Source organism: Streptococcus sp. bf_0095 (assembly GCF_004166885.1).
Taxonomy (GTDB): Bacteria; Bacillota; Bacilli; order Lactobacillales; family Streptococcaceae; genus Streptococcus.
The window spans coordinates 52,131-70,165 of sequence record NZ_RCYU01000003.1 but is presented as its reverse complement, the minus strand read 5'-3'; the positions used below and the strand labels follow the sequence as shown (position 1 = coordinate 70,165).

The window sequence follows — 18,035 nt, the reverse complement described above, 5'->3', positions numbered from 1 at the left end:
TTAGGCTTCAACAATGGCAAGAATACTTGCAGTCCCAACAATCGTGTACTTCTCATCGCCGTCTTTCACATCAACGCCTGCATGATTTTCCACCAAGACCGTATCACCGACTTTGACACTTGGTGCTACCAACTCGCCACTGAGGGTCCGAACTCCCTCACCTACAGCGATGACTTCTGCTGTTTTGGTTTCAGCTTGACTTGCTCCTGCGATGACAAAGCCACCGACTGTTTGCTCTTTTTCTTCTACTTTCAAGACCACGCGGTCTCCTAATGGTTTTAACATGTCATTCCTCCGTTCTTGTATTTTAGCACTCTTCAACATCGAGTGCTAACTCATGTTTCTATTGTATCACTTGGTCAAAAATAGTCAAGAAAAAAACACCTCAATCTCTTCGAAGTGTTTTCGATTTCTAGCCAACCAAATTTAGTTTTTGTTGGTAAGCTTGGATGACTTTTTGTAAGTTGGCTCGACCACGATACATCCCATACCCCACTAGCAACATCCCTGCTATTCCAATCAGGGCGACCAAGCTACCTAAGATCAAAAATAGGAGGGAAGTCTTGTGAAAGAAATAAATCAGCAGTCCACCAATACTGGCCATGAGAAAGAGCACACTAAACCAGCGACCCAAGTTTTCCAACATATGGCGTTGGTAGCGAATTTCCGTCTCATACCCTTTTATTAATTCTTGTCTGGTGTGCATAGATGCCTCCTTCAATAAAAATTGAGAATGAAGTATTCGTAAAGGAGGTCACGTACTTCATTCTCAATGCTCCGGTTGCAATAAACTGTTTCCAGTTTTCTCTTAGTATTTGAGACCTGGATCAAAGATTCCAAGAGCTACCCCAGCTAAGGCGATGATGACTAAGAGAAGCATGACCTTGTTTGGTGAGACTTTCTTCTTCGCCATGAGCCACCAGCAAAGCGTGATAAAGGCAGCAGTCAAGAGACCTGGATAGACGCCATCAATCTTTTCTTGGATTTTAAGGAAGGCTTCTCCGTCAGCATTTTTGAATTCGAGGGCTGTTGTAACAGAGACCCAAGTCGCTGCTACGGCACCGATGACCATACCACCGACCACACTAATCGCTTTACGAAGGGCTTGTCCTTTTGGTCCTACAAGGAATTCAACAGCCTTGTCCCCTAAGTGATACCCTTTGAAGAAGGCGAAACGCATGCCTAAGTAGACCAAGAGGTTCCAAACGACGATATAGAAGAGAGCCCCTGCAATGTTTCCGCCTTTAGAAAGACCAAGGGCAATCCCGAGAAGTACAGGGATTAAGGTCCCAACAACCAAGGAGTCCCCAATCCCAGCGATTGGACCCATCAAACCAGCACGCATCCCGTTGATGGTTTCGCCATCTACTGCTTCTCCATTGGCACGCGCTTCTTCCAAACCAGCTGTAATCCCTACAACAAGAGATCCTAGTTGGGGCTCAGTGTTGAAGAAGGCTGTATAGGTTTGCATGGCTTCTTTTTGTTCTTCTTTGGAATCATACATTTCTTCCACGATTGGAAGCATTGAAGTCAAATACCCAAAGGTTTGCATGTGTTCTTGAGAAAAACAAGTCAAGTGACCATAATACCAATGATGGAATGCTTTGGTTAGCGTTTTCTTTGAAATTTTCTTTTTATCAGCCATCTTAGATATCCTCCTCATCATCGTCAAAGTCATTTACTCCAGCAGGGACGACTTTCATTGTTTTAATCACTTCAAGTTCATAGTAGATCACTGCAAAGATCAATGAAACTACCGCACTCGCTACCAAGTTCAAGCCAAGAGATTTTGCCAAGGTAAATCCAACAAAGAATGGAATGAAGTCTCTTACTTCTGTAACGATTTGCTTCAAGAGGATGGCAATACCGACACATGGAAGAAGGGCACCGACTGTAAAGAGGGCTTTCATCCAGTAACCATCCATTGGAAGGTATTGTTTCATCAAATCCACCATGTTTTCACCGTATTTGGTGATAATCATGGTTGGAAGGAAGGAGAAGAGGAAGTGAGAAATCCATGGGTAAACCCAATCAACTGCGTAGAGTTTTTTGAAGTTTCCTTCTTCAACGGCTTTCCAACCGATATGTTGCCAAAGCAAGTTCATGGTTGCAGTACCGTAGAAAAGAACGGTACCGATAGTCCCAACGGCTGCACCGATTGGGGCTGCTGCCGCTGCAATTGCTGCCTCACCCGTGATATTGTTAGCATGAACAAATAAGATAGAAAGGGGAATTCCGATATAAGAAATAGCCCGTACATCAGCAGATACAGTTCCACCAGGTGTTACCAAGGCGATATAAACGACCTGAAGGGCAACCCCGACCATGATACCGGTTGTCACATCTCCAAGGATTAACCCTGAGATCAACCCACCAACTAGGGGACGACCAAGTGTATAGTTCCCGATACTGGAACCACCCATACCAGGCATTGAAGACAAGCTGGCGAAAATACCAAGCAAGATTGCTTGAATCCATGAAATTGTCATAACAAACGCTCCTTTTGTTTGTAAGTATAGTTTAGTGACGAAGAGCTAGGATGCTCCCCTCTCTAGAATCCGAATTTTGATTTAAAATCATCCCAGTAACCGATGGATACATCTGGAAGCAACTGGAATTTCACCTTGTAGCCTGCAGCCTGAATGGCTTCGATGGCTTCTGCTTCTTCCTGGGTGATGGATTGGTTATTTCCCAATTTCACAGCACCCGGACGGTCATTTGCAGGACCGACAATGATTTCTTTGACATCGCCTGGGACAAACCCTTGGTCTACCAAAATTTCTTTCATATCGATGGGGTTCTTAGTAATCAAGAAATAGCGAGTTTCTGATTCCGTTACTTTGGCAGATTTTTCTTTGAAAGCTTCCTTGGTCCAAACAAAGGTTTTCTTATCTGAAGCCCCTTTATAGGCTTGAATCAAGACCTTGTTGGAAGCTGCTGCGTCGTTGACGGCGATCAAGCCATCACAAGGCTTTTCTTTAGCCCATCGAGTTACTGTTTGACCGTGGATCATACGGTCGTCAATCCGTACAAATGATACTACCATTTTCTAACCTCCCTTAGTTAAATATCATCTTCTTCATCATCGTCACCCTCTACCGGGGCAAGGGTAAATTCTTGCAAGGCTGTGGAAGCTTCGGATAAAATCACCTGGGCTAAATCAGCCCCCTCCATCATGTCCTTCATCACAACTGCTGTCAGCGCCATGGTCAAGTTCATTCCACCTAAGATCAAGGCTGTACTCAGCTTTCCTTGCTCCTCTAGCACTGTCGTTGCCGTTGTCAAAGGACTGCCACCTACAATGTCTGCTAGAACTAAGACAGAGTCCTCATCTGTTAAATGGGAAATCGCCTGACGAAAATCATGAGCAAAATCATCTACCGATTTGCCTTCTTTCAGTCCGACCGCAATCACCTGATCTATCTTATCCCCAGCAAACATTGCCAGCGAACTTTTCAGACCTTCTGCCAGTCCACCATGACTGACCAATACCAGATACTTCATCCTTTCTCCTCCTTTATGATGACCTTATTGTATTGTTTTTGAAAGCGTTTTACTATTGTCATTTGTCACAAAGAAAAGTTGACATCTGTCAATAAAAAAATGACATCTGTCACTTGACAGATGCCTAGTTGCTCTTAACGAAACTTTTCCCGAAGCATTTCCTCAATAATCTTTTGAATTTGAGGCAATTGATTATCAATATCCTTTGCTTTTAGAGCATTATGAATCAAATAATCCAATCGATCCCAGATATCATCGGGTAGGTTGCCAGGAGTACTTAGGACAGCCTTTTTCATAATCTGGTCCAGGGTCCGATTCGTCAAGGAATCAACCCCGAAATCATCCGCTTTAAGAAGGTCCCGACTTTCCGAACTATTGACCACCGAAGGGAGGACAGAGGTCCCCTGCGACTGCCGGAAGAGTTCCTGCTGGACCTGCTGGTCCTGGGTCAAAAATTCCATGAATTCCTTGGCCTCCTTGCTAGCACTGGCCCGAGAAGACAGAGCAAACAAGGACGTATCCACTAAGGTTGACGGAGTTGATCCAGAAGCCCCGGGCATAGGGATACAGGTCCAAGTGAAATTTGAATATTTGGCAACATGATAGGGATAAGGTTTATAAGTTCGGTACTGGGCCAAGGTCATCGGATAAAAAGCGACCTTGCCTTCATCAAAATCCTTAGAAGTAACATTGAAATTCCCATGAAGGGCTTCGAGTTTTTCGACAAAATAGAGCGAGCGCTTCATTTCTTTACTCGTCAGATTAATGTTATCCTGACTGAAAAGCTGGCCACCATGGGCTGCCAAGGCCTCCCTCCAGGTATAATCTGTACTTCCAAACTGATCTAGCTCACCATCTCCATCTGTATCCCGCGTCACTTTTTGACAAATCGTATAAAATTCCTCCAAAGTCCACCCCTCTTTCGGAATAGCAATCCCTTCCTTTTCCAATAAATTTTTATTGACACACATCAAAACAGGATTGCTCTCAAATGGGAGGGCATACTGACGGTTCTTGTATTTACCTGCTTCTAGGGCAACTGGATAAAAATGAGAAGGATCGACCTGTTTGTCCATCAAGGGGGTCAAATCTTCTACCGCCCCACGCGCAGCTAACACCGGGAGCTCAGTACTGGATACCATATATAGATCTGGCTCCTGTCCATGGAGGATCTGATTGGCTAACCAGCTCGCATACTGATTCTTCGGAATTCCGCTTTCGTAGACAATCTTTACCCCTGGATGCGTTTTTTCGAAACGAGCAATCGCTTGGTCCAAGACTTTTTCTTCCGTTTGGGTGGGCACATCCCAGCTAGATCCAGCGTAGACCCCCAAGCGGACAAGCTTAGGCTGACGCTGCCACCAAATCCCTCCAGCAAGTAAAAAAAGAAAAAGCAAGCCTAGAAACAATCTGGAGCCTCGAATCTTACGTATTTTCTTCATCGGCTATCACTTTCTGTTCCAAAATCCTTAGTGGTCACACCTTTTTGAACAGACCAAATAGCCAACTGGGTCCGATCCCGCAGGTTCAACTTAGACAAAATGGTTGACAGGTAATTCCGAATCGTTCCCTCAGATAGGAACAATTTGGCTGCGATTTCCTTATTAGACTCCCCAAAACCAACCTGCTGGATGATCCGCCATTCAGTCAGGGATAAGTCGCTCACATATTCTTCAGAAACGGAGATCGTGTAATTGCTCTGAGCCATCTGAGAAAAAATCTGAAAAACCTTACTAGCAATATTAGGGTTAATCATGGCTCCCCCATGATAGACAATTTGAATGGCTTGATAGAGCTCCTCTGTTGAAGCCCCTTTAAGCAAATACCCTGAAGCTCCATATTTCAAAGCACGAAAGATGAAATCATCATCGTCAAAGGTGGTCAGAATGATGATTTTAACCTCAGGGAAGCGTTCCTTGACTTCTTTTGTTGCCATCACACCATCCATCTTGGGCATACGAATATCCATCAATACGACATCTGGTCGATCTTGGGGGATTCGCTCTAGCACTTCGTGACCGTCCGCCACTGCAGAAGTCACCTGAATATCTTGATGGGCAGACAAAATAATTTGGAGCGACTCGCGAATCAGTGCTTGGTCATCCGCAATCATTACTTTGATCATAAGATCTTTCCTCCTTTTTCTTTGGGCAATTCAATTCGTGTATAAAATCCATTTCGATTGGCAAATTCTATCCTTCCTCCCAAGATAGAGACCCGCTCTCGCATTTGTTTCAAGCCATAGCCGACCTGTAGTTGGTCAAAGCCGACCCCATTATCTTTGAGAATCATGACATAGGCATCTTCCAGCAAAAAGGAAATCTGCATGTGAGTCGCATGACCGTGGCGGACAGAATTGGTCATGGACTCCTGAATCACTCGAAAGACGGTGTCCTCCACCATGACATCCAGATCTACATCATCCCAGTCATAGGTTAGCTCGACTTGTAAGTTGGAAATAGCTTGGTATTCGTGAACCAATTTCAAAACCGCATCCCTCAAGGTATGGTCCTCCAAGGCACCTGGCCGAAGCTTGTTCAAAGAGCCCCGGACGTCCTTGATTCCATCTCGTACCACCGTAGAGACCGATTGAAGCTGGGTCTTGGCACGACCAGGGTCAATATCAATCAAAACCCCAACTGCATCAATCCCTGCAGAAATACCCGTCAAGGCATGGCCCAGAGTATCATGAATTTCCCGTGCTATTCGCTTGCGCTCCCGATCCTCCGCAATCTTTTCCGAAAGGGCCATGTAGCTATTTAATTCCGTATTAACCTGCGAAACCATTTCTAACTCTTTTTCAATCCGATGGTGCTCTGCCACTACCGATAAAATGTAAAAGAGAAGAGAAATAATAAAGACAACCATATTTAAAGAAGCTAGCGCATTTTTAGCGAATAGGATGAGCATCCGAATTGATGAAGGATAGAAGGCAATATAGGCATCTAGCGAAGGCAACTGCACAACTAGAGAAAGAATGTCATAATTGGTCACAAGGAGGACTATGAAACTTAGAAGGATAAAGGCAAACCAATAGCGTCTGTCCTTGGAACTACTAAACTCTTTGGAACCATAAAAGATATCGGCAAATACCAAGAGGATGATCCCATTATAGGAGAAGCTGAGGGCCATCATGACGCCTAGCATCAGCAGTATTTCTAGAATATTCCATTTGTCAAAAACCGACCACTCCTGTGTCCCTTGACGCATCCGATAAAAGGTAATGAGAAGAATCCCTCCAAAAAGAAGGATGGAGATCCAAAAATTCTGAGCTGGTGAACTCGGTATTTCTCTTAATTGCTCCAATAATTGATACCCTTGCCCCTTGGCAATGATGTAATTGGTCGCATGCAAGTAGAGGGAACTGCTAAATAAGATGGCGATAAAATTAATGATTTTTAGCAAAATCAAACTATAACGAATGCCACGAAGCTTGGTCATTACTGCCACCCGTTGACATCATAGTGGTCAACATTATCCTTATCAATCATCTCTACTGGGATCTTATATTGTTCCTTGTAGGGTTTTCCTGTCCTCATGCACTCAATTACTTGCATCACCTGTCTCCCCATTTTAAGAGGAGATTGGGCAACCGTCCCTTCGATATCATCCGTCGTCGAGAGTAAGACCTTCATATCCGGAGAGCCATCGATTCCATAGATAGAAATCGGCAGAGCTAATTGGTTTTCCTTGATGGCCGCTAGGGCTCCGATAGCTGCCCGATCATTTAAGGCCACGACAGTATCAAATACCAGACCATCCTGAATGACCTGGGAAACAGCTGGCAGGGCCAATTCCGTTTGCCCACGAGTCTCTTCTCTCCCAACAATCTGATAGGCAGGCTTCGACTGGATGGTATCTAAGAATCCTTGGATCCGTTGCTCTGCCGATACCGTCCCCTTATGCTCTAAGAGTAGGATCTTCGCCTCATTTTTCTGCTTCATCAGGCGCTGGGCGACCAAGACCCCGGCTTGGTAATTATCAGACACCACACTGGCATCCACCGTGAAATGGCTGAGCTGACTATCCACTGCAATGATTTTAATCCCTGCCTCTCGAGCTCGCTTCAGGGAAGCAATGATTTTAGGGCTATCTCCTTTGACGGGGTTAATTACAATCACATTGACCTTTTGTTGACGAAAATAATCTATTTGCTGACTTTGTTTTTCCTCGTCCAATTCTGGATTACGAACTAGAAGCAAATCCCCTTTTTCGTCAGCCACTCGTTCAATCTCTGCATTCAGTGTTTGGTAGAATTCATTGTTCATGGTCATGTAGGTCACACCAATCCGCATCTGCCCTTTTACCGGTTTTAGTTGGCTAGCATTCAAATAGATGACCACTACCACAAAAACCAGGCTCCAAAATATCGTATAGATCATCACTCGATTGTGTTTCTTTTGAACAGCTTCCTCTTCTAACCCCATCTCTTCTCCTCTTAAAAGAACGAACCATTTTACTATATAAAGATTTTTTGTTCGTATTTAATACCTTGTATTATATCATTTTTTATCAAGAGCTTGAAGGTCTTTAGGAAATGAATGCGTTTTACTCATAAATCCATATGATGACTTACCCCTGCAACTTCCGTGAGAAGTTTCGAAAAAGAAAAAACGACACAGCTGACCAGCTGCACCGTTCTCTTCTGTTAAAAGGGAAGCTCTTCCTCTTCCAGGATGAGATCCGCTAGATCTCCTCCTGCTCCATTGGCCCGCATCGCTCGTTGAGCACGACTTTCTAAGAGCTGGAAGCCTTGACAGAGTACCTCTGTCACATATTGGGTCATTCCATTCTTCTCATAGCGTCTGGTTCGAAGCTCACCGTCCACAGAAAGCAAACTCCCTTTATTGGCATAGGAGACAAGGGTCTCTGCTAATTTCCCCCAGACCACGAGAGTGATAAAGTCCGCCTCCCGCTCGCCATTTTGATCCTTGTAACGACGATTGACAGCCAGGGTCGCACGCGAAACGGACTTATCCGTACTGGTCTTATGAAGCTCTAGGTCAGCCACAAGGCGCCCGATTAAAATTACTTTATTGTACATATTTCTTCCTCCTACTTATATAATTCGTAGTTTTTTAGCCATTTGAGGAAAAAATAAAAAAGAAACTGGGACAAAAGTCCTAGCCTCTCAATTGTTTTTGGATTGTCGAGCAAGGCGCAGTGGTTGAGTGGGCTCTACTACGCTGATTTCATCAGCTTTTACAGCCCTACTCAACTGTGCGGAGGTGGGACGACGAAATCGAATTCTAACGAATTACCGATTTCTGTCCCACTCTCTTATCCTTGCCAGTGACGGGCAGGGTCAAACGGAGTTCCCACCTCTTCTGTATCTTGCAATTCGATAATCCCACGTTTTTGTGGAGCATTTGGCAAGTGCAATTCGCGTGGACTACACATCATGCCAAAGCTCTTTTCTCCACGAAGGGCTCCTGGGAAAATCAAGCTGCCATCTGGCATCATGGCACCTGGAAGAGCCACAATCGTCTTGAGACCTTCACGCGCATTTGGCGCACCTGCTACGATTTGAACTGTCTTGTCTGATCCGACAGCCACTTGGCAGATGTTGAGGTGGTCACTATCTGGATGAGCCACCATTTCCACAATTTGCCCCACGACAAACTTAGGCTCCTTGTCATTGACCAAGACCTCTGCAAATCCTTCATCCTGTAATTCTTGATTGAGGCGTGCAACCTGCTCATCACTCAAGAAAATTTGCCCCTTGCCTTCAAGGGCAAAGAAGGTCGAAGCCTCAAAAATATTCCAGGCTACGGTTTCTTGCTTGTCTTCACGGTAGACACGGGCTACTTTGCCTTTACGATCTACTGCTAACTTGGCATCCCCACTGTTTTTCAAGGTAATCATTAAGACGTCGCCGACTTGTTCTTTATTATAGGTTACAATCATTCTTTCTCTTTCTCCTACTTCAATCCTGCTAAAAATTCTGAAATCTGAGCCTTGGTTTTGCGATCACGATTGACGAAACGCCCCAGTTCCCGATCCCCGTCTAGGACCACCAAACTCGGAATACCATAGATATCCCAAAGCTTAGCCAGATCTAGATACTGGTCTCTGTCGACCAAAATGAAGGTAAATTCAGGGTTTTCCGCTTCAATCTCTGGCAAAAAGGGCTGGATATACCGACAATCGCCACACCAATCCGCTGAAAAGAAGAAAACCTTCTTTCCTTCTTGCTCGACGTAGCTAGCTAACTCCTCTAAAGACTGTGGAATGATCATAGTTTTTCCTCTTCATAGTGAAGGAGGCCCTCTTCATAGACAAAGCGATAGTGGCGCTCATCTTCAAAAATGAGCCCTCCTACCAGACGCTCTTCGTTTGATTCATAGAGTTCCACATAAAGGGTCGCAATCTTCCCCATATTCTCCATTTGCTCACGGACTTCTGCGACTAACTCTTCTTGCGTCCGCAGACGTTTTTGATCTTTGGCAATTTTATAGGCCCCAAGGGCAAGAGCACTTGCACTAGCTGCTGCAAGGCTAGATAAAATGATTTTTTTAGCTTTCATACCTCATATTGTAACACAAAATACAAGCTGGGACAACGAAGGAGAATAGTTCTCCCCATCATGACGATCTGCTTTCATCCCCGTCAACTGCCACTACCATCTCGACTAAAAAAGTGATAAAATAACAATCAGAAAGAAGGTAACTTATGACTGATTTATTTTCTAAAATCAAAGAAGTAACAGAACTTCCTGCCATCTCTGGCCACGAAGCGCCTGTTCGCGATTATCTACGCAAACAGATCACCCCACATGTGGATGAAGTGGTCACAGACGGCTTGGGAAGCATTTTTGGGGTACGCCACTCAGAAGCGGCTGATGCTCCTCGCATCATGGTCGCAGGCCATATGGATGAAGTTGGCTTTATGATCAGTGAGATCAAGGCAGACGGCACCTTCCGCGTGGTGGAAATCGGTGGTTGGAACCCTATGGTGGTCAGCAGCCAACGTTTCACCCTTTTGACACGCGATGGCCATTCCTACCCTGTCATTTCTGGATCTGTTCCTCCGCATTTGACACGTGGCGCAAACGGTCCTGCCCTTCCAGCAATCGGGGATATTGTCTTTGATGGTGGCTTTGCCAACAAAGAAGAAGCCGAGAGCTTTGGAATCCGTCCAGGCGACACCTTGGTCCCTGAAAGCACTGCAATCTTAACGGCCAATCAGAAAAACATCATCTCCAAAGCTTGGGACAACCGTTATGGGGTCTTGATGGTCAGCGAATTGGCACAAGCCCTTTCTGGACAAGCCCTAGCAAACGAACTCTATGTCGGAGCAACTGTCCAAGAAGAAGTCGGACTGCGCGGTGCTGGGACTTCTGTGACCAAGTTTGATCCAGAAATCTTCCTAGCTGTTGACTGCTCTCCCGCTGCAGATGTCTACGGGGGCCAAGGAGCTATCGGTGAGGGAATCCTCCTTCGCTTCTTTGATCCAGGTCACCTCATGTTGCCAAATATGAAGGACTTCCTCCTCACCACCGCTGAAGAAGCCGGCATCAAGTACCAATACTACTGTGGAAAAGGCGGAACGGATGCTGGAGTAGCCCACTTACGAAGTGGTGGTGTGCCATCTACTACCATCGGAGTCTGCGCACGCTACATCCACTCCCACCAAACCCTCTACGCTATGGATGACTTCCTTCAAGCCCAAGCCTTCCTTCAAGCCTTGGTCAAAAAATTGGATCGTTCAACCGTTGATTTAATTAAGAATTATTAATATTTTTCCAAAATAATTGTTTTAAACCCCCATTTTGGGGTTTTTTTGATATAATACTGAATGAATATTGCAACGGGTGTTCTTTTGCACTCCCCTTTCCCCTATGTGAAAGGCGGAGCACCGCTAAAGATCACCCTCGCTTCTTTATTGGAGGTTTAAATGAAGAAACAAGCTTTTAGTTCCGAAAAGTATTTGAATTTGCAACGCGATCACATCCTCGAGCGCATCAACCAATTTGATGGCAAGCTCTACCTAGAGTTTGGGGGAAAAATGTTGGAAGATTTCCACGCCGCTCGTGTCCTTCCTGGTTATGAGCCAGATAACAAAATTAAGCTTCTCCAAGAACTTCGTGACCAAGTGGAGATTGTTATCGCTATTAATGCCAATAACATTGAGCATTCAAAAGCACGTGGTGACCTAGGAATCTCTTATGACCAAGAGGTCTTTCGCTTGATCGATAAATTCAACGAATTGGGCATCTATGTTGGTTCTGTCGTCATCACTCAGTATGCTGGTCAACCAGCCGCAGATGTTTTTCGTAAACAGTTGGAAAAGAATGGCATCGCCTCTTACCTCCACTACCCAATCAAGGGCTACCCAACGGATATGGATCACATCATTTCTCCTGAGGGAATGGGGAAAAACGACTATATTCAGACTAGCCGCAATCTCGTTGTCGTGACAGCTCCTGGTCCTGGTTCTGGTAAATTGGCCACTTGCATGTCCAATATGTACCATGACCAACTGAATGGTATCAAATCTGGTTATGCTAAGTTCGAAACTTTCCCAGTTTGGAACTTGCCTTTGCACCACCCAGTGAATTTGGCCTATGAAGCAGCGACAGCAGACCTAGACGATGTCAATATGATTGACCCATTCCACCTCCAAACCTATGGCGAAACAACGGTCAACTACAACCGAGATATCGAAATCTTCCCTGTCTTGAAGCGGATGTTGGAACGCATCCTCGGAGAATCTCCTTACGCTTCCCCAACGGATATGGGAGTGAACATGGTCGGCTTTGCCATCGTGGACAACGACGCAGCGATTGAAGCCTCTAAGCAAGAAATTATCCGCCGTTACTACCAAACCATTCTGGATGTGAAAGCGGAGCGTGTTGGCAGTGGGGCTATTAAGAAAATTGAACTCTTGATGAACGACTTAGGTATTTCACCAAAAGATCGCCAAGTCACCATCCTTGCCCGCCAAAAAGAAGAAGAGACTGGTGATCCTGCCTTGGCCCTCGAATTACCAAATGGAGAAATCGTGACAGGTAAGACCTCTGACTTATTTGGTCCAACGGCAGCTGTTCTCATCAACGCCATCAAGAAATTGGCCCATATTGATAAAGAAACTAAGTTGATTGAGCCAGAATATGTGAAACCAATCCAAGGCTTGAAGATCAACCACTTGGGCAGCCGCAACCCTCGCCTCCATTCAAATGAAATCCTCATCGCCCTAGCCATTACCGCCATGAACCATCCAGAGGCTAATCTTGCCATGCAAGAATTAGGTCGATTGAAAGGGAGCGAAGCTCATTCAACAGTGATGTTGACAGACGAAGATAAGAACGTTCTTCGCAAACTGGGTATCCATGTAACCATGGATCCAGTTTACCAATACGATCGCTTGTACCGCAAATAAAGAAAACCAAGGCTAGACCGTTGCTCTTAGCTCCATATACAAAAAATCCCTTGAGTACCCGAAACAGTTGGCACCCAAGGGATTTTTCGTATGTTAGTTGGATGGGGAATTACTTTTCCTTAAAAAGATAGAGCCCCACAACCAGCATCAGGACAAGGAGAATGGGATACACTTCTTTTGGAAGTAAGTCCGTTTCCAAACTCACCCAAAGAAAAAGAACAGCCAAGACAATCGCGATCAACCATTTTACAAGATAAGATTTCATCAGCCCCTCCACTCCTAGTCTAGTTAAGCTCAGTATAGTCCTGCTCAAACAACTTGTCAAGGTGAAAAAAGGTAGTTGACCCTTGGATCAGCTACCTCTGATTGAATACAAAGTAATCTTAGAAACTTTCCTTAGGTGAGTACGGACGTCAGCGAACTTCGAAGAAGTTCCATGACTTAGTTTTGGATCTAAGGTTCCAAAACTCCCGAGTGCTAGAAACACTATTGTTTCTAGCACTTTTTTCACCGCTGAAAGTTCCTGTACATGTTTGAATAAACCTAATAATATGGAGCATTTGCTTCTTTTCAACATCACTTAGGTTGTTTTATATCAAGAAACAGTTTATGTATCTTTTGTTTCTTTCACAGTCTCCCACAGTTGTCGGATCTGTTTTCTTTGGACAGGATCCACAAAGTAAGGAGCAATTTCATTTAAGGATTCTAGGACAAATGCTCGTTCTGCCACATAAGGATGTGGGAGAATCAAATCTGTACTATAGAGGATCAGATCCTCCATATAAAGGAGATCTAAATCGATGACACGTGGTCCCCATTTCACCTCACGGACCCGGCCCATTTCTCGTTCGATTCCGAGTAGCGTATCGATGAGATCTTGGGGCGTAAACCAGCTTTCGACCTCTACAACTTGGTTAAGGAAGCTATCTTGCTCGACCCCTCCCCAAGGCGCTGTCTCAATCTGAGAAGAGGTTTGGAGAATCGTGAGCCCCTTTTCTTCTAATTTGGATACAGCTGTTGCCAACTGGTGTCCCTTATCGCCCATATTGGTTCCCAAACCAATAAAGGCCCGTCTTTTTTCTCGTTCAATCGTGACCGAACAAGTATCCAAAGGCAGAGGGACTGGAGCCCAAGGTTTTTTCAATTCGAGTCGAACCTTTCTGACAAATTCATAGGTCGCAAAAATCTTCTCCACTAGCTGAAAAGCCACTGTCTCAATCAAATCGATCTTCTCAGCTTGAAGCCAGTCTGTCAGTTGCTCAGCTAAGATTCCATAATGGATCGAAGCCGTCAAATCACCCGTCCGCGCCGATTTTGTCATCTCATAATCGACACAAACATCCAGGACAAAACGCTGCCCCAATTCCTTTTCAGCGGAAAAAACACCATGATAGGCATAAATTTCCAAATCTTTGATCCGTAATTGATCCACGATAGTCACCTCAGTTCATCTAGGGGTTAGTGTCCCATCAGTTTATAAGCTTCGTTTTTCAGGTCTTTATCTGTCTCTAACAAGCCACGCGCCGCTGTCGTCACAGTAGCCGTTCCTGGTTTCCGCACTCCACGCATGTTCATACACATATGCTCTGCCTCCACCCAAACAAGAGCTCCCTGTGCTCCCAGATACTCCATCAAGGCATCCGCGATTTCCACTGTCAAGCGCTCCTGGATTTGAGGTTTTTTGGCGTACACTTCCACCGTCCGAGCCAACTTAGATAGACCTGCTACGCGCCCATTGGGGATATAGGCAACGTGGACCTTGCCATAGAAGGGCAAGAAATGGTGTTCACACATAGAGTGGAAGAAGATATCCTTTTCCACCACCATATTGTTGTCCACAATCTCAAAAGATTTTGATAGGTGGACTTCCGCAGTTTGGTTAAGCCCTGCAAAAATCTCTTGGTACATCTTGGCAATGCGTTCTGGGGTTTCTTGCAAGCCCTCACGGTTTCCGTCTTCACCAACTGCGTCGATAATCATCTTCACGGCTTCTTGAATTTTCTTTGTATCCATGTCATCTCCTACTGATTTCTTCGATTAGAAAGGCTCTCACTTGAGCCAAAAAGTACAAGGATCCCGTCACTAAGAGGAGATCAGTTTGTTGCGATTCTTTTTCTATATAATTCGTTAAAAATAGCTTCCACTCATGATAAGGCAGGCCTTTTTGAAGGGCTATTTCCTGCATTTCTTTTGTGGAATAGGCCCGTGGGTCTTCAAAGGTCGTCAAGGTCAACGAACTCTTTTCTAGTCCACTCCATAGATCCAGCATCTCCTCGATCGCCTTGGTCTGGATACAGGTAAACAAGACTTGCTTGTCCAGTTGTCCATAACGTTCTTTCATGGTGGTTACAAGAGGGGCTACTGCATGCGGATTATGGGCGCCATCTAGAATGATGAGAGGCTGGCTAGAAATGACCTCTAAGCGTCCCGGCCACTGGACACCCTCCCAAGCTTGGAGGATTTCTTCTCGGTTCAAGAGGGAGAGCCCCTTTTCTTGACAGAAGGTATCGCAGAGAGCTAATGCCAGACCTGCATTGTCTACTTGATGAAGTCCCAATAACCCTGTCTTCAGTTGCAGTTCTTCCCGATACTGACTCCGATAATGAAAAACTTCTCCATCAGCCAAAGATTCTTGGTAGCCAACTAAAAAGTCCTGTCCTAGCAACTCTACTGGTGCAGATAGGTGGCGGGCCTGCTGCACAATGACTTCTTGGGCTTCTAGTTCCATCCGGCCTAGCAAGACCGGAATCTTTTCCTTGATGATCCCTGCCTTCTCCCGTGCAATCGAGGCTAAATCCGGTCCTAAGAGTGCCACATGATCGAGACCAATCGTCGTGATGGCTGTCAAAATAGGCTGGCAAACATTGGTACTATCGAGACGACCGCCCATCCCTACTTCCATCACGACCACATCCGGTTTTTTTGCCGCAAAATAATCAAAGGCCATGACCGTCATCAACTCGAACTCGGTCAAGCCACGTAAGGTCTGATCAGAACTGTTTTTTGCAAGTAACTCCTGATAGAGGGACAGATAAGTCTCCACATCTCGGTCCGAAATGGGAATCCCATCGATACTGATTTGCTCATTAAAGGAAACTAGATAGGGGGAAGTGAAAACACCAACCCGCAACTCTTTAGCTTCTAGTAAAGACCGCAAATGAGCTAGGGTTGATCCTTTCCCATTGGTCCCAGCTAGATGGATTACAGGACAGGCGAGGTGAGGATTCCCCCTCAAGGCTAGCAGGGCTTCCATTCGTTCCAAGCCGAAATGGGGCTCGGAAGAACGATACCTAGCTAACCAACTGAGATCTACTGTCATATCTCTTCTCTTTTCTTTAGCGATATTGTTTTAAATGAAGGTCCGGCGCTTGATCAGCTTGGTAGATCGCACTACCAATAGCTACTGCCATCTTATGAAGAGGTATATCATGCACGCGAACGATTTCTACCCCTTGGCTGGCAGCCATACTCGTTAAATGGCTTGAGGCCAAATCCCGATTGTAAAATCCTTCTTTCGTTTCAGGGTCGGTCTCAAAGCCCTCTTCTTCTAGAATATTGACCACAAAGCGCTTACGAGAGACTCCTAAAAAGATCGGATAGCCCTTGGCATGAATGGTTTTTAGGTTCTGTAAGAGTTGGAGGTTTTCCCGCTTGGTCAAGCCAAAACCGATCCCAGGATCTAAGAAGAGTTGATCCTGACTCAATCCTGCTTCCTCTGCCCTCTCAAGACTCTTGTCAAAGAAGGCCCACATACAGTCTTGGATAGGAAGACCTTCAAACTGCGCTAGCTCCTCCAATGAAAAGGCCGGCTCAAAACCAAAGGACGGAAAAATCACAGAACTTGGATGATGAGGACGAGCCATGACTGGATTAAACATAACAACGGCTCCAGCACGAGCTTCTGCAATCACCCTCGCCATTTGCGGATCCCCAAGCAGGCCTGTAATATCATTGACCAAGTCTGCTCCAGCTTCTAGAGCTACACGAGCAACCTCTGACTTCCAAGTATCAACCGATATCAAGATATCACTCTCTGCTCGAATCGCTTCAATCACTGGTACGACCCGCTGGATCTCTTCTTGGATCTCTACGAAGTGACTCCCTGGACGTGTGGACTCTCCACCAATATCCAGCATCCTTGCCCCTTCTGCAATTAGCTTGCGAGCCTGTTCCAGAGCTCTTTCTACCGTTTGGTAACGCCCCCCATCTGAAAAGGAGTCGGGGGTGACATTGAGGATGCCACATAGAAGGGTCCGATCCTTGCCTAGTTGTCTCCATTCACTCTTTGACATATCTTCCTTCATCTTTCTAAGAAAAGCCAACCAAGCATAGAAAAGAGGTTAGAATGATTCCAACCTCTGAGTTTGTCTCTATCTGCGCCTAGATGCTTCTTTGGTAGCTGACCAAAGCTTCTGAATAAAACCCATTGGTCCTATCATTCTACCATATTTTAAGCAGGAAGAAAAGAAACCAGAACAGTTATCAGAAAGGCAAAAGCATTCAAGGTAAAGTGCAATAAAATAGAATATTCTACTCGTTTGTAGCGGTAGGCGACCCAAGTCAAGATGAGGGACATGCCACCATAGATGACCCAGGAACCAAGATTACTTGGTGTGTGTAAATAGGCAAAAACAACAGCCCCAACCAAATAGCCAATTTTTTCGTATCCCTTAAAGATTAAGCGGGGAATCACAGCCCGACAGATAATTTCTTCTCCTAAAGGTGCCACTACGACAATGAGCAACCCCATTGCCAGCTGAGGGGCCACTGAAGAAATCCCCTGAATTGTTTCCTGATTGGCTGTAGTGGTCTCTCCTATATTCCGAAGCACTGTAGCCCCCACAATATTATTTGCAAGTAGAAGCAAAAAGAAAAGGAAATTTCGTCCAATATCTCTGCCTGTAATCCGTGAAAAATCTAGTGGATCGAGTGGACTCCATTTCATAAACCACCAAAGCAAATAGACGAGAAGCATGGTAACCCCAAGGACCAGGCTATTGATTGTCCAATTTGACCAAGCATTTTCAATCCCCAAAATCAAAGCGACCATCGGTAGTTGAGTTGCAAACAATAGCGGTATTCCGATTAGTAACCATAGACCATTCGAAACCCATTTTTTCTCCATCCAATTTTCCATTATTTTACCTCGA

General features: G+C 45.2%; 22 protein-coding genes. 2 read left to right on the top strand and 20 right to left on the bottom strand.

The genetic code is table 11. From position 1 onward, the window contains the following. The 14 genes from groES to EAI95_RS07780 all read right to left on the bottom strand — a co-directional run bounded on the left by groES (position 1) and on the right by EAI95_RS07780 (position 10,030). On the bottom strand, positions 1 to 285 hold the full coding sequence (gene groES / locus EAI95_RS07850) for a co-chaperone GroES (protein WP_048690539.1): 285 nt from the start codon (positions 283 to 285) through the stop codon (positions 1 to 3). A gap of 127 nt (positions 286 to 412) precedes the next feature. Then, complete coding sequence (locus tag EAI95_RS07845; RefSeq protein WP_048690545.1) at positions 413 to 706, bottom strand: hypothetical protein; 294 nt, start codon at positions 704 to 706, stop codon at positions 413 to 415. Positions 707 to 808: 102 nt separating this feature from the next. After that, positions 809 to 1,663: a PTS system mannose/fructose/sorbose family transporter subunit IID gene (locus EAI95_RS07840; protein WP_042361448.1), complete on the bottom strand. Its 855-nt coding sequence runs from the start codon at positions 1,661 to 1,663 to the stop codon at positions 809 to 811. Beyond that, positions 1,647 to 2,489 carry a PTS sugar transporter subunit IIC gene (locus EAI95_RS07835; RefSeq protein WP_048789492.1) on the bottom strand — a complete coding sequence of 281 codons (843 nt, stop codon included), beginning with the start codon at positions 2,487 to 2,489 and terminating at the stop codon, positions 1,647 to 1,649. The genes EAI95_RS07840 and EAI95_RS07835 overlap by 17 nt, the downstream gene beginning before the upstream one ends. 62 nt (positions 2,490 to 2,551) lie before the next feature. After that, the gene (locus EAI95_RS07830) at positions 2,552 to 3,046 is read right to left on the bottom strand and encodes a PTS sugar transporter subunit IIB (RefSeq protein WP_006595112.1); all 495 of its coding nucleotides are present in this window, start codon (positions 3,044 to 3,046) and stop codon (positions 2,552 to 2,554) included. 17 nt (positions 3,047 to 3,063) lie between these two features. After that, on the bottom strand, positions 3,064 to 3,504 hold the full coding sequence (locus EAI95_RS07825) for a PTS fructose transporter subunit IIA (protein ID WP_048789491.1): 441 nt from the start codon (positions 3,502 to 3,504) through the stop codon (positions 3,064 to 3,066). Positions 3,505 to 3,638: 134 nt separating this feature from the next. Continuing rightward, positions 3,639 to 4,946, bottom strand: a complete 1,308-nt coding sequence (locus EAI95_RS07820) for an extracellular solute-binding protein (protein WP_061564661.1) — start codon at positions 4,944 to 4,946, stop codon at positions 3,639 to 3,641. Continuing rightward, on the bottom strand, positions 4,943 to 5,629 hold the full coding sequence (locus EAI95_RS07815; protein WP_006595115.1) for a response regulator transcription factor: 687 nt from the start codon (positions 5,627 to 5,629) through the stop codon (positions 4,943 to 4,945). The genes EAI95_RS07820 and EAI95_RS07815 overlap by 4 nt, the downstream gene beginning before the upstream one ends. Then, entirely contained in the window at positions 5,626 to 6,945 is a 1,320-nt protein-coding gene (locus EAI95_RS07810) for a sensor histidine kinase (protein WP_129822656.1), read from the bottom strand. The genes EAI95_RS07815 and EAI95_RS07810 overlap by 4 nt, the downstream gene beginning before the upstream one ends. Beyond that, positions 6,945 to 7,931, bottom strand: coding sequence for a substrate-binding domain-containing protein (locus tag EAI95_RS07805; protein ID WP_129822655.1), 987 nt, complete (start codon positions 7,929 to 7,931; stop codon positions 6,945 to 6,947). The genes EAI95_RS07810 and EAI95_RS07805 overlap by 1 nt, the downstream gene beginning before the upstream one ends. Positions 7,932 to 8,152: 221 nt before the next feature. Next, a complete protein-coding gene (locus EAI95_RS07800) occupies positions 8,153 to 8,548 on the bottom strand; it encodes a single-stranded DNA-binding protein (RefSeq protein ID WP_129822654.1) in 396 nt (131 codons plus the stop codon). A gap of 236 nt (positions 8,549 to 8,784) precedes the next feature. Further along, on the bottom strand, positions 8,785 to 9,411 hold the full coding sequence (gene ytpR, locus EAI95_RS07790; RefSeq protein ID WP_061564656.1) for a YtpR family tRNA-binding protein: 627 nt from the start codon (positions 9,409 to 9,411) through the stop codon (positions 8,785 to 8,787). 14 nt (positions 9,412 to 9,425) lie between these two features. After that, the gene (locus EAI95_RS07785) at positions 9,426 to 9,743 is read right to left on the bottom strand and encodes a thioredoxin family protein (protein ID WP_061564655.1); all 318 of its coding nucleotides are present in this window, start codon (positions 9,741 to 9,743) and stop codon (positions 9,426 to 9,428) included. Next, on the bottom strand, positions 9,740 to 10,030 hold the full coding sequence (locus EAI95_RS07780) for a DUF4651 domain-containing protein (protein WP_061564654.1): 291 nt from the start codon (positions 10,028 to 10,030) through the stop codon (positions 9,740 to 9,742). The genes EAI95_RS07785 and EAI95_RS07780 overlap by 4 nt, the downstream gene beginning before the upstream one ends. A 146-nt stretch (positions 10,031 to 10,176) precedes the next feature. Here EAI95_RS07780 and pepA point away from each other — a divergent pair, with 146 nt between their 5' ends. Both pepA and EAI95_RS07770 read left to right on the top strand, forming a co-directional pair. Then, positions 10,177 to 11,241 carry a glutamyl aminopeptidase gene (gene pepA / locus EAI95_RS07775; RefSeq protein ID WP_129822653.1) on the top strand — a complete coding sequence of 355 codons (1,065 nt, stop codon included), beginning with the start codon at positions 10,177 to 10,179 and terminating at the stop codon, positions 11,239 to 11,241. Between the two features lie 159 nt (positions 11,242 to 11,400). Further along, a complete protein-coding gene (locus EAI95_RS07770) occupies positions 11,401 to 12,885 on the top strand; it encodes a DUF1846 domain-containing protein (RefSeq protein ID WP_129822652.1) in 1,485 nt (494 codons plus the stop codon). Positions 12,886 to 12,994: 109 nt separating this feature from the next. Here the strand turns inward: EAI95_RS07770 and EAI95_RS09975 are convergent, their stop codons facing one another. The 6 genes from EAI95_RS09975 to EAI95_RS07745 form a co-directional block, all read right to left on the bottom strand. Then, positions 12,995 to 13,150 carry a hypothetical protein gene (locus EAI95_RS09975; RefSeq protein WP_165851221.1) on the bottom strand — a complete coding sequence of 52 codons (156 nt, stop codon included), beginning with the start codon at positions 13,148 to 13,150 and terminating at the stop codon, positions 12,995 to 12,997. A 342-nt stretch (positions 13,151 to 13,492) separates the two neighbouring features. Then, positions 13,493 to 14,317, bottom strand: coding sequence for a 2-amino-4-hydroxy-6-hydroxymethyldihydropteridine diphosphokinase (folK, locus tag EAI95_RS07765; RefSeq protein ID WP_023027571.1), 825 nt, complete (start codon positions 14,315 to 14,317; stop codon positions 13,493 to 13,495). A gap of 26 nt (positions 14,318 to 14,343) precedes the next feature. Further along, positions 14,344 to 14,898: a GTP cyclohydrolase I FolE gene (gene folE / locus EAI95_RS07760; RefSeq protein ID WP_129822651.1), complete on the bottom strand. Its 555-nt coding sequence runs from the start codon at positions 14,896 to 14,898 to the stop codon at positions 14,344 to 14,346. 1 nt (position 14,899) lies between these two features. Then, the gene (locus tag EAI95_RS07755) at positions 14,900 to 16,204 is read right to left on the bottom strand and encodes a folylpolyglutamate synthase/dihydrofolate synthase family protein (RefSeq protein WP_129822650.1); all 1,305 of its coding nucleotides are present in this window, start codon (positions 16,202 to 16,204) and stop codon (positions 14,900 to 14,902) included. A 16-nt stretch (positions 16,205 to 16,220) separates the two neighbouring features. Further along, positions 16,221 to 17,177, bottom strand: coding sequence for a dihydropteroate synthase (folP, locus tag EAI95_RS07750; RefSeq protein ID WP_238662903.1), 957 nt, complete (start codon positions 17,175 to 17,177; stop codon positions 16,221 to 16,223). Positions 17,178 to 17,335: 158 nt separating this feature from the next. Next, a complete protein-coding gene (locus tag EAI95_RS07745; protein WP_238662902.1) occupies positions 17,336 to 18,010 on the bottom strand; it encodes a type II CAAX endopeptidase family protein in 675 nt (224 codons plus the stop codon). Positions 18,011 to 18,035: the final 25 nt, after the last annotated feature.